This is a genomic window from Methylobacterium sp. 275MFSha3.1, assembly GCF_900108435.1.
Lineage (GTDB): Bacteria > Pseudomonadota > Alphaproteobacteria > Rhizobiales > Beijerinckiaceae > Methylobacterium.
In genome coordinates, this window is sequence record NZ_FNWP01000002.1 from 510,340 (window position 1) to 524,176 (window position 13,837).

Annotated in this window: 12 protein-coding genes; 4 read left to right on the forward strand and 8 right to left on the reverse strand. The window is 72.3% G+C overall.

Features of this window, described 5'->3' with window-relative positions; all coding sequences use genetic code 11:
- Positions 1 to 14 precede the first annotated feature (14 nt).
- Positions 15 to 704 (forward strand): invasion associated locus B family protein, encoded by a 690-nt coding sequence (locus BLW78_RS02430; RefSeq protein ID WP_091676276.1) that lies wholly within the window; start codon positions 15 to 17, stop codon positions 702 to 704.
- Between the two features lie 188 nt (positions 705 to 892).
- Positions 893 to 4,249, forward strand: coding sequence for a hypothetical protein (locus BLW78_RS02435; protein ID WP_244526726.1), 3,357 nt, complete (start codon positions 893 to 895; stop codon positions 4,247 to 4,249).
- Positions 4,250 to 4,314: 65 nt separating this feature from the next.
- Here the strand turns inward: BLW78_RS02435 and fliP are convergent, their stop codons facing one another.
- The 3 genes from fliP to BLW78_RS02450 are packed head-to-tail and all read right to left on the reverse strand — an operon-like array spanning position 4,315 to position 6,669.
- Positions 4,315 to 5,073, reverse strand: coding sequence for a flagellar type III secretion system pore protein FliP (gene fliP, locus BLW78_RS02440; RefSeq protein ID WP_020090841.1), 759 nt, complete (start codon positions 5,071 to 5,073; stop codon positions 4,315 to 4,317).
- A 29-nt stretch (positions 5,074 to 5,102) separates the two neighbouring features.
- Positions 5,103 to 6,170 (reverse strand): lysylphosphatidylglycerol synthase domain-containing protein, encoded by a 1,068-nt coding sequence (locus tag BLW78_RS02445; protein ID WP_056531434.1) that lies wholly within the window; start codon positions 6,168 to 6,170, stop codon positions 5,103 to 5,105.
- 55 nt (positions 6,171 to 6,225) lie between these two features.
- Positions 6,226 to 6,669 carry a hypothetical protein gene (locus BLW78_RS02450; protein WP_026604565.1) on the reverse strand — a complete coding sequence of 148 codons (444 nt, stop codon included), beginning with the start codon at positions 6,667 to 6,669 and terminating at the stop codon, positions 6,226 to 6,228.
- Between the two features lie 191 nt (positions 6,670 to 6,860).
- Here BLW78_RS02450 and BLW78_RS02455 point away from each other — a divergent pair, with 191 nt between their 5' ends.
- Together BLW78_RS02455 and BLW78_RS02460 are read left to right on the forward strand one after the other, a co-directional pair.
- On the forward strand, positions 6,861 to 8,171 hold the full coding sequence (locus BLW78_RS02455; protein ID WP_020090838.1) for a KpsE/RkpR family capsule polysaccharide export protein: 1,311 nt from the start codon (positions 6,861 to 6,863) through the stop codon (positions 8,169 to 8,171).
- Between the two features lie 103 nt (positions 8,172 to 8,274).
- Positions 8,275 to 8,559 (forward strand): hypothetical protein, encoded by a 285-nt coding sequence (locus BLW78_RS02460; protein ID WP_020090837.1) that lies wholly within the window; start codon positions 8,275 to 8,277, stop codon positions 8,557 to 8,559.
- Between the two features lie 112 nt (positions 8,560 to 8,671).
- Here the strand turns inward: BLW78_RS02460 and BLW78_RS02465 are convergent, their stop codons facing one another.
- Genes BLW78_RS02465 through fliF form a run of 5 tightly spaced genes read right to left on the reverse strand, consistent with a single transcriptional unit; the run spans position 8,672 to position 13,757 of the window.
- A complete protein-coding gene (locus BLW78_RS02465) occupies positions 8,672 to 10,033 on the reverse strand; it encodes a sigma-54-dependent transcriptional regulator FlbD (RefSeq protein WP_091676282.1) in 1,362 nt (453 codons plus the stop codon).
- A 57-nt stretch (positions 10,034 to 10,090) separates the two neighbouring features.
- On the reverse strand, positions 10,091 to 10,423 hold the full coding sequence (gene fliN / locus BLW78_RS02470) for a flagellar motor switch protein FliN (protein WP_012321962.1): 333 nt from the start codon (positions 10,421 to 10,423) through the stop codon (positions 10,091 to 10,093).
- 10 nt (positions 10,424 to 10,433) lie between these two features.
- Positions 10,434 to 11,045: a FliH/SctL family protein gene (locus BLW78_RS02475; RefSeq protein WP_020090835.1), complete on the reverse strand. Its 612-nt coding sequence runs from the start codon at positions 11,043 to 11,045 to the stop codon at positions 10,434 to 10,436.
- Entirely contained in the window at positions 11,042 to 12,100 is a 1,059-nt protein-coding gene (gene fliG / locus BLW78_RS02480; RefSeq protein WP_020090834.1) for a flagellar motor switch protein FliG, read from the reverse strand. The genes BLW78_RS02475 and fliG overlap by 4 nt, the downstream gene beginning before the upstream one ends.
- A gap of 25 nt (positions 12,101 to 12,125) precedes the next feature.
- Positions 12,126 to 13,757, reverse strand: coding sequence for a flagellar basal-body MS-ring/collar protein FliF (gene fliF / locus BLW78_RS02485; RefSeq protein WP_091676285.1), 1,632 nt, complete (start codon positions 13,755 to 13,757; stop codon positions 12,126 to 12,128).
- Between the last annotated feature and the right edge of the window lie 80 nt (positions 13,758 to 13,837).

Sequence of the window (13,837 nt, forward strand, 5' to 3'; positions counted from 1 at the left end):
GGGATCGTGATTCCATGTCGACATTTCGTGCGCTTCTGCGTCTCAGCCTGATCGCGACGTCGCTTGCGGCGGTCCCGAACCTGGCGGCGCGCGCGCAGGATGCCGAACCCGACGCCGCTCCGGCCGCCGAGGCGCCCGCGAAGCCGAAGCCCAAGCCGCGGCCGAAGCCGTCTCCCCACAAGGCGGCCAAGCCTACCGAGGCGGCGAAGCCCGAGGAGGCCGCGACGCCGGCGGCCGCTGCGGCGCACGCCGTGTGGCCCGCCGGCGCCAGCACCGTCAGCGAGAGCTACGGCGACTGGACGATGACCTGCACGCGCCCGAGCGACAAGGTCACCTGCATCGTGGCCCAGTCCCAGGGCGATTCGCGGACCGGCCGGCGCAAGTTCGGCTTCGAACTGCAAACGCCCGCGAACGGCCGGGCCGAGGGGATCGTGCTGATGCCCTTCGGGCTCGCCATCGAGCCGGGCGTGACCTTCAAGCTCGACGAGCAGACCCTCGGCAAGGGCGCCCCCTACACGACCTGCAGCGCCGAGGGTTGCATCGTGGCGATCAGCTTCCCGACGCTCGCCCTCGACGGCATGCGCACCGCCAAGGCCCTCACCGTGACCGGCGAGAAGGCGGGCGGCACCGAGCCGGCCACCGTCACGGTGCCGCTGACGGGCTTCTCGCAGGCCTTCGATCGCGCCATCGCCCTCGGCGGCTGAGCCGCGCGGCGGCCTGCGGCCTTTTCCGGGTACGGTTAAGCCAGCGTTAGCCGCGGTCGAGCAGGATCCCGCCGAGAAGTGGCGCCGCGCGCCGCGGTCCCTCGGGTGCCGCGCGCCGGGTTCGGATCGGCGAGGCGATGGGATCGGTGGGCGGGCGACCCCGGAACGGTCGAGGACGCGGCGCGCGGGTGCTGACCGCGGCGCTGGCGCTGCTCGCCCTTCTCGCGGGGATCGCGCCCGCGCTGGCCGCGCGGCTCGTCAGCACCAAGGGCAGCGAGGTCGGCACCGGGGCCGGCGGCTACGGCCGGATCGTGCTCACCTTCGACAAGCCGGTCGCGGTCAAGGCGAAGCTCGCCGGCGGCGTCCTGCTCCTGAGCTACGGCGAGCGGGTGGCGCCCGGGCCCGAGCACCTCACGGACGAGATGCCGGCCTTCATCGCCAGCGTCCGCCGCGATCCCGACGGCACGGGGCTCCGCCTCGCCCTGCAGCGCCCTTACCGGGCCAACGTCCAGTCGGCCGGCGAGCGCGTGTTCGTGGACCTGCTTCCGGAGGGGTGGTCCGGCCTCATGCCGCCCCTGCCGGCCGAGGTGATCGCCGACCTCGCCCGCCGGGCCCGGGCGGCCGAGGAGGCGCTCAGGGCGCGCGATCCGGAGCCGGTGCGCCGGGCGCTGCCGCTCGAGCTCGCGCTGCTTCCGACCCTGACGCGGCTGTCGCTGCGCCTCCCCGCGGAGGCCGTCTCCACGGTGACCGCCGAGGGACCCGTGACGCGCGTGCGGGTGATCGGCGCCTGGACGATCGATCCGAGCGGCACCCGCGGCCGTCCGCGTCCCGGAATCGCCAAGCTGGCGACGGAGACCGACGCGAACTCGGCGAGTCTCCTGATCACGCCCGAGGACGGGTTCAGGATCGGCACCGAGCGCGAGGACGGCGCCATGTACGTGGACGTGGTCCGCCCCAAGCCTCTGGAGCCGGCCGCGACCGCCGTCAACGTGCCGGGTCCCGCCGCCGCGAAGCAGGCGCCGCCGCTGCCGGTCGCGTCGCGCCCGGCCCAGGCCAGTGCGCCAGTCATTGCGCCAGTCACTGCGCCGGCGGTCGCGCCGCGCTCCCCCGAGCCGCCGCCGACGCGCCGGGCCGGCGGAGGCTTGCTCTTCACGTTTCAGACCCTCCCGCCGGCGGTCCTGTTCGAGCGCGGCGGGATCGCGACGCTGGCCTTCGAGACCGGCGAGCCGGTGGTCGTCCCGCCGTCGAGCCAGGGCCTCGCGCCGATGGGCGCACCCGCCCGGACGGGGCCGCTCACGGTTGTGCGGTTCCCGGTTCCGCCGGGTCGGCTCGTCGATCTCAACGCCGTCACCACCGGGACCGGCGTGGCCTGGGAACTCTCGGCGGGCAGTGCGCTCAGTCCGAGCGACACGATCGATCCCGTCCGCAAGCCCGATCCGTCCGGCCGCATCGCCGTCACCCTGACGCTGCCGCATCCCGGATCGGCGACGTGGCTCGCCCTCGACGATGAGCGGATCGCGGTGGTCACGTCGGCCGCGCAGCGCCCCGTCGGCAATCCGAAGAACCGTCGCTTCGTCGATTTCGAGATCCTGCCGAGCCGGCACGGCCTCGCGGTGCTCGCCGGCGCCGACGATCTGGCGGTGCGGCCCGAACTCGACGGCGTCTCGATCGGCCGCGAGGGCGGACTCGCCGCGTCCATGGCGGCGCGCAAGCCGGACGTGGCGCTCGTCGACGCGGGGGCCCTCGCGATCGCGAAGGAGCCCTGGGAGCGCGCCAGGATGGGCAATGTCCGCGCGACCCTGCGCGGCCTCTTCGACGCGGCCGTCGCGGCGGCGCCGACCGAGCGCGGTCCGGCCCGCCTGGCGCTGGCCCGCGCGGATCTCGCCAACGGCCTCGATTACGAGGGCCTCACCGCACTGGAGATCGCGGCCGCCGACGATCCGCTCCTGGCCACCCAGCGCGACACCGCCGTCCTGCGGGGCATCGCCCTGGTCCGGATCGGCCGGAGCGCGGAGGCGCTGAAGGCCCTCAGCGTCCCGCTCCTGAGCGACGATCGCGAGGCCGCCCTGTGGCGCGCGATGGCCTCGGCCGGGGCCGGCGACTGGAAGACGGCGGAAACGGGCTTCCTCAAGGTGCTGCCGCTGGCCGACGGCTATCCCGCGGACGTCGCGCAGATGATCCGGGCCCGGGCCGCCGAATCGGCGATCGAGAACGGCGATGCCGAGACCGCTGCCGCGCGCGCCGAGGCGGAGCGCGACCTGCCGCCCTGGATCCGCGACCGGCTGGCGATGGTCCGCGCCCGCGTGGCCGAGGCGACCGGCCAGACCGAGGCGGCCCTGGACGCCTACGCGCGCCTCGACAACTCGGCCGTCCGCCCGGTCGCGGTCGAGGCCGCGCTCAGGGGCGCGCTCCTGGCGCAGGCCTCCGGCAAGCTCGCGCCCGACGCCGCCATCGAGCGGCTGGAGCGGCTCGCCCTGACCTGGCACGGGGGCCCGGTCGAGGACGGTATCACCGCCGGTCTCGCCCGCCTCTATCTCGCCGCCGGCCGGTGGCGCGACGCTTTCACGGTGGTGCGCCGGGCCAACGTCTTCGCGCCGAACGCCCCAGCGACCGCGGCGCTGGCGCGGGACGCGCAGACGGCCTTCGAGAACCTCTACCTCACCGACAAGGGCGACAAGCTCTCCGGGATCGAGGCCGTGTCGCTCTTCTTCGATTTCCGTGAGCTGAGCCCGATCGGGCGGCGCGGCGACGAGGTGGTGCGCCGTCTGGCCGACCGCCTCGTGACCCTCGACCTCCTCGATTCGGCCGCCGACCTGCTGCAGTACCAGATCGACAACCGCCTCACCGGCCCGGCGCGATCCGCGGTGGCGGCGCGGCTCGCGACGGTCCGGCTGATGGACGACAAGCCGATGGAGGCCCTGAAGGTCCTCGACGCCACCGAGCTGCCCGAGCTTCCGGGCGAACTCAAGCGCGCCCGCGGGCTGGTCCGCGCCAGGGCCCTGTCGGACCTGACCCGCACCGACCTCGCGCTGGAAACGATCGAGGACGAGAGCGGTCCGGATATCGAGCGTCTGCGCGCCGACATTTACTGGGGCGCGCGCCGCTGGCGCGAGGCCGGGGAGGCCCACGAGGCCCTGCTGGGCGATACGTGGCAGTCCGGCCAGCCGCTGGACGATCAGGCGCGCGCCGACATCGTGCGCGCCGCGATCGCCTACGATCTCGCGCACGAGGCCGTGGGCCTGGAGCGGCTGAAGGCGAAATTCTCGGAGGGGATGGCGGCGAGCCCGGACGCCCGCACCTTCGCGCTCCTGACCGGCACCGACCCGACCCGGGCACCGGGCTTCCGGGACATCGCGGCGCGCGCCACGAAGGTCCAGACGCTGTCGGCCTTCCTCGCCGAGTATCGCAAGCGCTATCCGGATGCCGCCGCGCCCGCGCGCGGTCGACCCGAGGCGCCGGGTGCGGGCGGCGAGGCGCCCGCCGCCGGTGCCCAGGGCGGACAGCAGCAGAGCAGCGCCGGGACACCCGGTGCGCCGCCCGGGTAAGCGCGGCGGTCGTCGTCGATCGTCCGTTCGAGCCGCCCTCGGCCGCGGAGGGCCGCGCGGCGCCGTCAGCCGCCGTAGCTCTGGACCAGGGAGCCGGCGACCAGGGTCCAGCCGTCGACCAGCACGAAGAAGATCAGCTTGAACGGCAGCGCGACCGTGGCCGGCGGGACCATCATCATGCCGACCGCCATCAGCACCGAGGCGACCACGAGGTCGATGATCAGGAACGGGATGAACAGCAGGAAGCCGATCTCGAAGGCGCGGCGCAGCTCCGAGATCATGAAGGCCGGCGTGACGATCTCCAGGCCGACATCCTCGGGGCCCTTCGGCGTCGGCACCTTGGCGAGGTCGAGGAACAGCTTCAGGTCCTTCTCGCGGACGTTGCGCAGCATGAAGGTCTTGAACGGCGCCGAGGCGCGCTCGAACGCCTGCGCCTGCGTGATCCGGCCGGCGATCAGCGGCTCGATACCGGCGCTGTAGGCGGCGCGGCCGGTGGGGGCCATCACGAAGGCGGTCAGGAACAGCGCGAGGCTGACGAGCACCGCTGTCGGCGGCGCCGTCTGGGTGCCCAGCGCCGACCGCAGGATCGACAGCACGACGACGATGCGGGTGAAGGCCGTGGCCATCACCAGCACCGAGGGGGCCACCGCCAGGACGGTGATCAGCGCCACGAGCTGGAGGGCGCGCTCGGTGGTGCCGCCGGCACCGAGATCGAGGGTGACGCTCTGCGCGAGGGCCGGACCGGCGGCGAGCACTCCGCCGGCCAGCGCGACCAGTGCGGCGAGCGCGACCGGCGGCAGGCGCAGATTCGGGACCTGGCGCATCGGGCGTGTCGGCACGGGAAGGTCTCGGGTCACGGACGGTCGCAGGTGGGTGTGGCCGGGCGAACGCCGGCGCGGCGGGCCTCGAGATTCTGCCAGACGAGGAGGGCCGGCAGGCCGAGCACCACGTCGGGCACGCGGCGCGCGAGCGACAGGGCGAGGGCAGTCCCCGCGTCGATGCCGAACAGGCCGCAGACCAGCACCAGTCCGCCCTCCTGGACGCCGAGGCCGCTCGGGACCACGAAGGCGGCGGCCTTGATCGCCTGGCTCAGCGCCTCGATCACGAGAATGTCGGCCCAGCCGACATGGTCCACGCCGATGCAGGCGAGGACGACCGCGACCTCGACCGTGCCGAGCAGCCAGGCCAGGGCGTGGAGCGCGAACGACTGAGCGAGGTGTCCCCGGCGGCCCGGAGCCCAGACCGTGTCGAGGGCGCCCTGGATCCGGCGGTTCGGCTCGGGGCGCGCCTCGGCGTCGCGCACGAAGCGCCGGCCGAGGGCGGCGAGGCGATCCTCGAGCACTCGCACGATGCCGGTCCGCTGGAAGGCGAAGAAGGCCGCCACCGCCAGCCCGGCCACGACGAGCGTCCGCAGCGTCCAGCTGGCGAGGGCGGCCGCCTCGGCGCCCTCGACCCGGCTCAGGAGGCCGGCGCCGAGGCCCGCGAACAGGGCGAGCGTTCCCACCTGAAACAGCATGTCGGCCAGCACGGAGGCGGCCGCCAGGGAGCCGGCGACGCCCCAGAAGGTGAGGAGGCGGGCGCCCAGCACGTCGCCGCCCACCGAGGCCACGGGCAGCAGCACGTTGATGCCTTCCCGGACGAAGCGCAGGATCATGCAGGCCGAAGCCGTCGCGGGCGCCAGCCCGTCGAGAATGCGCGCCCAGGCGAGGCCGCAGAGCAGGATCACCACGATCCGCACCAGCGTGACGCCGGCGAAGCCCGCCACGCCGATCCGTCCGAAGGCCGCGGCCACCGCGGCGAGATCGTTGGTCGCCACGAGCCAGACGGCGAGGCCGAGGCCGATCAGGGTGCCGAACAGCGGCAGGCGACGCAGCACGGCGTGGGCCGCCCGCCGCTTCCGGGAAACAGGGTCGCCGGTCACGGTGTGCGGGCCTCGCGTCGAGAGGCGGGCAAGAGCGCGCTCCAGGTTGTGCCGGTCAGCGGACCGGCGGCGATTCGTCGGGTGGTATCGCCGCTAGAGCGGTATTGGGGCCGAATTCGGGGACCCTGCGACGCGGCAGGACGGGATTGAGCACCGCGGCGAGCGCCTCGGCGGGCCCGGCGGCGGGATCGAGCAGGACGACCCGGCCCTCGGCCAGGCTCGCGCCGGTCGCGACCGCCACGGCGCGCTTCGGACAGGGGCCGAGGCAGCCCGATTCCACGATGCGCAACTTCCGCCGGCGTCCGCCGCCGCCGTCGCGGGCGGCCCGCTTCCCGGCCTTCTTCAGCAGCGCGCAGACGTCCCGCCCGCGCAGGCCCTGCCGCTTCGCGCATTTCGAGCAGACGACGACGATCTCGGAGAGTTTGGTCTTGGCCGTGCGGCCGGTCGGGCAGCCATCAGGGGAGCCATCCGGGGCCGCGGCACGCGGTTCTGTCATCATTCAGAGACTGTAGGACGCGATACCGACCCCGGGCTACGGCGCCCGTCGCCGCGGTGCAGCAGCCGGGCGGCGGGCGGGCTGGGCGCCATAAAAAGGGCCTAAAAGAACGGGATTCCGGTAACCGCGCACGGGCCGCCCCTCGGCCGGCGCCGCGGCAGCGGAACCGGCGCAGACCCAGGAACAAAGAGCGGATGAGCTTCGACGACGTCAAGGACGACACGCGCGAAGGCGAGATCGTGACGTTCGCCGCTCCGACCATGACGGAGCTGCGGCGCAGCGCGGAGACGATCCGGCCGGTGCCGGAGAAGCGGACTGCCCGGGCCCTCGTGGCGACCGTGCGGCAGCGCCTCGACTGGAGCCGTCTGCCGGGCCTGCGTCCCCGCGAGGAGGACACCTCGACCTACGGCGCGCGGATCATCCGCCGCGTCGGCCTGTTCGTGCTCCTGCCGACCCTGGTGGTCGGCCTGTACCTGTTCGCGTTCGCGTCCAATCAGTACGTCGCGGAAGCCCAGTTCGCGGTCCGCGGCAATGTCGAGCCGATGGAGAACATCTCGCTCGGCCAGTACACGAACCTCATCCAGAAGCACAACAGCCAGGACAGCTTCATCGTCCGCGACTACATCAACAGCCAGACGCTGGTCGAGGCGCTGGAGAAGAGTATCGGCATCTCCAAGATGTTCTCGCGGTCCGAGGCGGATTTCTGGGCCCGCTTCGACCCCAGTGATCCGATCGAGGACCTGACCAAATACTGGCGCAAGCACGTCGAGGCGCATATCGACTCGATCTCGGGCGTGATCCGCCTGTCCGTGCGCGCCTTCACGCCGGAGGACGCCCTGACCATCGCCCAGGCGGTGGTGTCGCGCTCCGAGGCGCTGATCAACGACATCTCCAAGCGCGCCCAGGCCGACATGGTCGCCCAGGCCGAGGCCGACGCGAAGGTCGCCCAGGACCGGCTGCGCAAGGCGCACGTGGCGCTGCAGGCATTCCGCAATCAGTGGGGTGTGATCGATCCGATCAAGACCGCCGAGGGCACGCTGACCACGCTGACCCTACTGCGGAAGGACAAGCTCAAGGCCGAGAACGACCTGCAGGTCCTGCGCGGCTCCAGCCTCGACGAGCGCTCGCGCTCGATCCAGACGCTGGTGGCCAACATCGCGGCCATCGACCAGCAGATGAAGTCGCTCCAGGACGAGCTGACGAGCGCCAACGCCGCCGCCGGCGGCCAGAACATGACCGAGGCGCTGCTCCAGTACGAGGGCCTGCTGGTCGAGCGGACCATCGCCGAGAAGCTGGAGGAATCGGCCCACAGCCTGCTCGACCGGGCGCGCATCTCGGCGAGCAAGCAGCACATCTTCCTGGCCACGTTCGTGCCGCCGGTCCTGCCGACCGACAGCCTCTATCCCGAGCGGGGCCACTCCCTCCTAGTGTCGTTCTTCTGCTTCTTGGTGATCTGGAGCTCGTCCGCGCTGCTGATCGCCGGCATCCGCGACCAGAGGATGTAGCGGCATCCGCGGCTCCCGGGATCTGGATCCCGGGCCGCGCGATCTGTAGAGGGAGGCGGCCCGGCCAACCGGGCGCACCTGGATGAGCGAAGTCTAACGGTCCATGTCGGATTTCTCCGATCTCGTCGCGAAGGCGATCCAGCCGTCGATGACCCGTGAGGAGCGCGAGGCGGTCTACACGGTCGTGCGGCAGGCCGTGCTCCGGCTGCAGGAGCGGGAGGCGTTCCCGCCGGACGACCCGCGGGTCGCCCTCCAGCGCCACCTCGTCGAGGAGACGATCCGCGACGTCGAGGGCGACGTCGCCCGCTACGAATCCCTGCGCAAGCTCGACGCGGCTTTCGCGGCCCAGGCCGAAGCCCACAAGGCGGCCCAGAGCGGGCGGCGCTAGGGCGTCACTGCCGGTCCGCCACCGTCACGGCACGGGTACGCCCGGCCCTTCACATCCGTGACGTTCGCCGTCGCCCGGCGCGTCCGCGCCGGGGCCGCTCGGTGGATGCGCGTCAGCCGCAGGCGACGCTCGCCCGGACGCTGCCGGGCTCGGCCACGTCGAGGCCCGCTGACACGTACTCGTTGAGCTTGTTGCGCAGGGTCCGGATCGAGATGCCGAGGATCTTGGCCGCATGGGTCCGGTTACCGAGGCAGTGGTCCAGCGTGTCGAGGATCAGGTCGCACTCGACCTGCGCCACGGTCCGGCCCACCAGCCCGCGGGTGGCGGCCTCGGCGACCTGGGCGGCGCGCGCGGCCGGCCCCTCGACCGCGAAGGTCTCGCCCTCGGGCGACAGGATCGCCTCCGGGCCGATCGCGTCGCCCGAGGCGAGCAGCACCGCCCGGTGCAGGGTGTTCTCCAACTCGCGCACGTTGCCGCGCCACGGGTTCCGCAGCACGAGCGCCCGGGCCTCCGCGGAGAGCGAGCGGACCGGCATCCCGTTCACCGCGGCGTATTTCCGGGCGAAGTGGGTGGCGAGTTCGAGGATGTCGGCCGGGCGCTCGCGCAGCGGCGGGAGCCGCAGGCCGACGACGTTGAGCCGGTAGAGCAGGTCCTCCCGGAACGTGCCCTTGCGGACCTCCTCGGCGAGGTTGCGGTTCGAGGTGGCGAGCACGCGGATGTCGACCCGTACCGGGGCGGTCCCGCCGACTCGGTCAATGACCCGCTCCTGCAGGGCGCGCAGCAGCTTCGCCTGCAGGCGCACGTCCATCTCGGAGATCTCGTCGAGGAGCAGCGTGCCGCCGTTGGCCTCCTCGAACCGGCCGATGCGCCGGGCGACCGCGCCGGTGAACGCGCCCTTCTCGTGGCCGAACAGCTCGGATTCGAGCAGGGCCTCGGGGATCGCCGCGCAGTTCACCGAGACGAAGGGCTTACCCGCCCGATTGGACTTCTGGTGAACGTGCCGGGCCAGCACCTCCTTGCCGGTGCCGCTCTCGCCGGTGATCAGCACCGAGGCCTCGGAGCGGGCGACCTGCTCGGCGAGCTTGACCACCCGCTCCATGGACGGATCGCGCCAGACGAAGGCGGCGCGGTCGGTGGCGACCGCCTCCAGCACCGCCGCGATCATCTCGGGATCGGGCGGGAGCGGGATGTACTCCTTGGCGCCCGCCCGGATCGCCGCCACGGCGGCCGAGGCGTCCGCCGAGACGCCGCAGGCGACCACCGGCGTGCGGATCCGCTCTCCCTCCAGCGCGGTGACGAGGTCGCGGATCGGCAGACCCACGTCGATCATGATGAGATCGGCGCCCCGCGCGCGCAGGACGGTGAGGCCCTGCGGCACGGCGTCGGCCTGCGTGACGGCGGCGCCGCGCTGCATCGCGATCTTCGAGGCGGTGATCAGCTCGCCGTTGAGCCGCCCGATCATCAGGAGCCGCATGGTTCGTCCCTCTCAAAACCCGCGCGCGGACAGCACACCGGCGTCCGCGGCTGAAAATCACTCACCCTTGACGATCTCGGTCATCGTCACGCCGAGCCGGTCCTCGACGAGGACGACCTCGCCGCGGGCCACCAGCCGGTTGTTGACGAACACGTCGATCGCCTCGCCGACCTTTCGGTCGAGTTCGAGCACCGCGCCGGGCGCGAGCCGGAGCAGGTCGCCGATCGGCATCCGGGCGGAGCCGAGCACCGCCGAGACCATCACGGGCACGTCGAAGAGCTGCTCCAGGTCGGCCGCGGTCTTCGGGGTGGTGGGCGCGTCGCGGATCGAGCCCGCGGCGTAGTCGGTGTCGTGCTCGCCGAGCTGGGGCAGGCTGAAATCGTCGGACATCAGGATCTCCTCACGGGCCCGTCGGCAGGCCGAGGGCGTCGAGCACCGCCGCCTCGATGCGGGCGCGCTCCCGAACGATGCCGCCGTCCGCCCACTCGATGCGGGCGTCGCCCGCCGCCATGTCGGGGTCGCCCAGCACCACGAGCCGGCCCTCGTAGCCGCGCTCGCGCGCGAGGCGCTTCACCAGGGTCTCGGCCTCCTCGACCAAGCCGTCGTGCACCCGCACCACCAAGTGCGGCACGCCGCGCAGGTGCTGGAGCGCCGTCCGGGCCGCCTCGCCGATGCCGGCGAGCGGGGCGGCGTCGAGGGCGTCGCCCGCGACCTTGCGGGCGATCAGCATCGCCACCTCGACCGCCTGCGCCTCGCGCTCGGCGTCGCGCGCGTCGGCCTGGGCGATCAGGCCCGCGGCGGCGAGCGCCAGGCGGGTCATGGCGTCGGCGAGCCGGCCCTGGACCTGCGCCTCGGCCTGGACCCGGCCCTCCTGCATGCCGCGGGCATGGGCCTCGGCCTCGGAGCGGGCCGCGGTCTCGGCGGCGCGCAGGGCCTCGGCGCTGGGGCGGCCGCTGCGGAAGTCGGTCTCGAACAGGAACGGCTTCGCGCTCCGGGCGGATTGGGCGCTCAATAGACCAGCTCCTCCTCGGCGCTATTCTTGGCGATCATGATCTCGCCCTTCTCGGCGAGGTCCTTGGCGATCTCGGTCATCTTGGCCTGCGCCTCATCCACTTCCTTGAGGCGGACCGGCCCGAGCGAGGCCATCTCGTCCGTGAGGTTCTTGGCCGCGCGGGTCGACATCTGCCTCAGGAAGAAGCCGCGGGTCGGCTCGTTGGCGCCCTTGAGCGCGCGGCACAGGGTCTCGTTGTCGATGCTGCGCAGCAGGGTCTGGACGCTGCCCGGATCGAGTTTCAGCAGGTCCTCGAAGGTGAACATCAGCTCGCGGATCCGCTTGGCCGAGCCGCGGTTCGCCTGGTCGAGGGCGGCGAGGAAGCGGCCCTCCGTCTGCCGGTCGAAGGCGTTGAACACGTCGGCCATCATCTCGTGGGCGTCGCGGCGCTGGGTCTGGGCGATGGTCGACACGAACTCGACCCGCAGCGTCTCCTCGATGTGGCGCAGCGCCTCCTTCTGCACCGTCTCCATGCGCAGCATCCGGTTGAGGACGTCGATGGCGAAGTCCTCCGGCAGGATGGTGAGCACCTTCGCCGCGTAGTCGGCGCGCACCCGCGAGAGCACCACCGCCACCGTCTGCGGGTACTCGTTGCGCAGGAACGACGCGAGGATCTCCGGGTCGACCTGGGCGATCGAGGCCCAGACGCGCTTGCCCGACGCGCCCTTGATCTCCGCCATGATCAGCGAGACCTGATCGCTGGGGAAGATTTTGAGGAGCAGCGCCTCGGTCCGCTCGAAGTTCGACGAGATGCCGCCGCTGTTGCCGAGCTTGGTCACGAACTCGATGATCAGCTTCTCGACGGTCTGCGCCTCCAGCGTGCCGAGCTGGACCATGGCGGCGCTGACCTTCTTGATCTCCTCCTCCTCGAGCATCTGCCAGATCGGGGCGCCTTCCTCCTCCCCGAGCATCAGCAGGAGCGCGGCGGCGCGCTGCGGACCGGGCATCGACGCGAACGAATCGCCGCCCGCCGTCGCCAGCGTGTTCGCCAGACCCAGTGCCGCACCTGCCGCCATCGTGTTGCCCTCGACGCCCTACGCTTCACTCTTCCTGGATCCAGGTGCGCAGCACCTCGACGGTCTCGGACGGGCTCGCCCGGACCATGTCGACCACACGCTGGACCGTCTCGGCCTGGACCTGGCCGTTGATCTTGGCGAACTCCATCAGCCGCGCGGTCGGGTTGTCGCGGTCGATGACCGTCACGGTCTGGCCCGGACCCGCGACCGCGGCGGCGTCGCCGGGGAGCGCGATTCCGGACGCCGTCAGGACCGGGGCATCCGGGACCGGCGCGAGCACTTGGCGCACCAGGGGGCGGACCACCGTGAGCAGGACGATGAGCGTCAGCAGCGCCAGGACGGCGAGCTCGGCCATGCGCAGCACGTCCTCCTTGGTGGGGGCGAGCAGCGACTGGATCAGCGTGGGCTCGGTGAATTGCGGCACGCTCGGCGCCTCCGCGAAGCGCAGGTTCACCACCTCGATCTGGTCGCCGCGGGCCTTGTCGAAGCCGACGGCGCCGCGCACCAGCGCGGTGATCCTCTCGATCTCGGCGGGCGTGCGCGGGCTGTAAGTCTGCTTGCCGTCGGGGGCGGTGGCGTAGACGCCGTCGAGCACCACGGCGACCGACAGGCGCTTGATTCGGCCGCTCTCGGCGATCTCAGTCTTGGTGACCCGCGAGATCTCGTAGTTGGTGGTTTCCTCGTTCTTGTTGGTCGCGTCCTTGGGCGTCGGCGTCTTGTCGCCGCCATTGGCGCCGGGCAACTCGTTGCCGACGCTGACCTGTCCCTCGGCATTGCCGGTGACCGCCGATTCGGTGCGGGTCTGGGCGGAGCGCACGACCCGGCTCTCGGGATCGAAGGTCTCGGAGCGGCTCTCGACCCGGTTGAGGTCGAGTTCCGCGTTGACCTGGACGCGGGCCCGGCCCGGGCCGACGATTCCGGCGACGACGTCCTCGATCTGGCCGCGCAGGCGCCGTTCGAGGCCGACCTGCCGGTCCTCGAACCCGCCGGCGACGTCGGCCGCGGCAGCCCGGGCGCCGTCGGCCAGAAGCCGGCCGCGCTCATCGACGATCGAGATCCGTTCGGGCTTGAGGCCCTCCACCGCGGAGGCCACGAGATGGCGGATCGCCCGGACCTGCCCGGAATCGAGATCGCCCATCAGCTTCAGCACGATCGCCGCGCTCGGGCTCTCCCGGTCCCGCTCGAACAGGCGGCGCTCCGGCAGCACGAGATGGACGCGGGCCGCCTGGACCCGCCCGATCGCCCGGATCGAGCGCGCCAGTTCGCCCTCCAGAGCACGCAGGTGGTTCACGTTCTGAACGAAGTTGGTGGACGAGAACGCGTCGCCCTTGTCGAAGATCTCGTAGCCGACGCCGCCCTGGGTCGGCAGGCCCTTGCCGGCGAGGTCCATGCGCAGCTTGGCGAGGTCCGGGCGGGGGGCCAGGATCGTCTGCCCGGCATCGCCCCGCGTCTCGTAGCGGATGCCGCGGCTGTCCAGCTCCCGGACCACGGAGGCCGAGTCCTGCATCGACAGGTCGGAGAACAGCACGCCCATGTCGGGGCGCGAGACCCGCAGGATGATGAAGGCGAAGAAGCCGATGAGCGTCAGCGTCACCGCCGCCATGGCGGCGATTCGGGCCGGTCCGAACTTCGTGACGAGATCGAGAACCGGCTTCACGGGAGGATTCGCTGCACTCTAACGCTGGCGGACCCCGGCGGCCCGCTCGGCAGAAATTGCCCAGGTCGTGGTTAGCGGGT

Excerpts from the sequence above, each read along its gene's own strand:
- BLW78_RS02430 (WP_091676276.1), top strand. The coding sequence starts at position 15 with ATGTCGACATTTCGTGCGCTTCTGCGTCTCAGCCTGATCGCGACGTCG.
- fliP (WP_020090841.1), bottom strand. The coding sequence starts at position 5,073 with ATGCGCCAGGTCCCGAATCTGCGCCTGCCGCCGGTCGCGCTCGCCGCA.
- BLW78_RS02450 (WP_026604565.1), bottom strand. The coding sequence starts at position 6,669 with ATGATGACAGAACCGCGTGCCGCGGCCCCGGATGGCTCCCCTGATGGC.
- BLW78_RS02455 (WP_020090838.1), top strand. The coding sequence starts at position 6,861 with ATGAGCTTCGACGACGTCAAGGACGACACGCGCGAAGGCGAGATCGTG.
- BLW78_RS02460 (WP_020090837.1), top strand. The coding sequence starts at position 8,275 with ATGTCGGATTTCTCCGATCTCGTCGCGAAGGCGATCCAGCCGTCGATG.
- BLW78_RS02465 (WP_091676282.1), bottom strand. The coding sequence starts at position 10,033 with ATGCGGCTCCTGATGATCGGGCGGCTCAACGGCGAGCTGATCACCGCC.
- fliN (WP_012321962.1), bottom strand. The coding sequence starts at position 10,423 with ATGTCCGACGATTTCAGCCTGCCCCAGCTCGGCGAGCACGACACCGAC.
- fliG (WP_020090834.1), bottom strand. The coding sequence starts at position 12,100 with ATGGCGGCAGGTGCGGCACTGGGTCTGGCGAACACGCTGGCGACGGCG.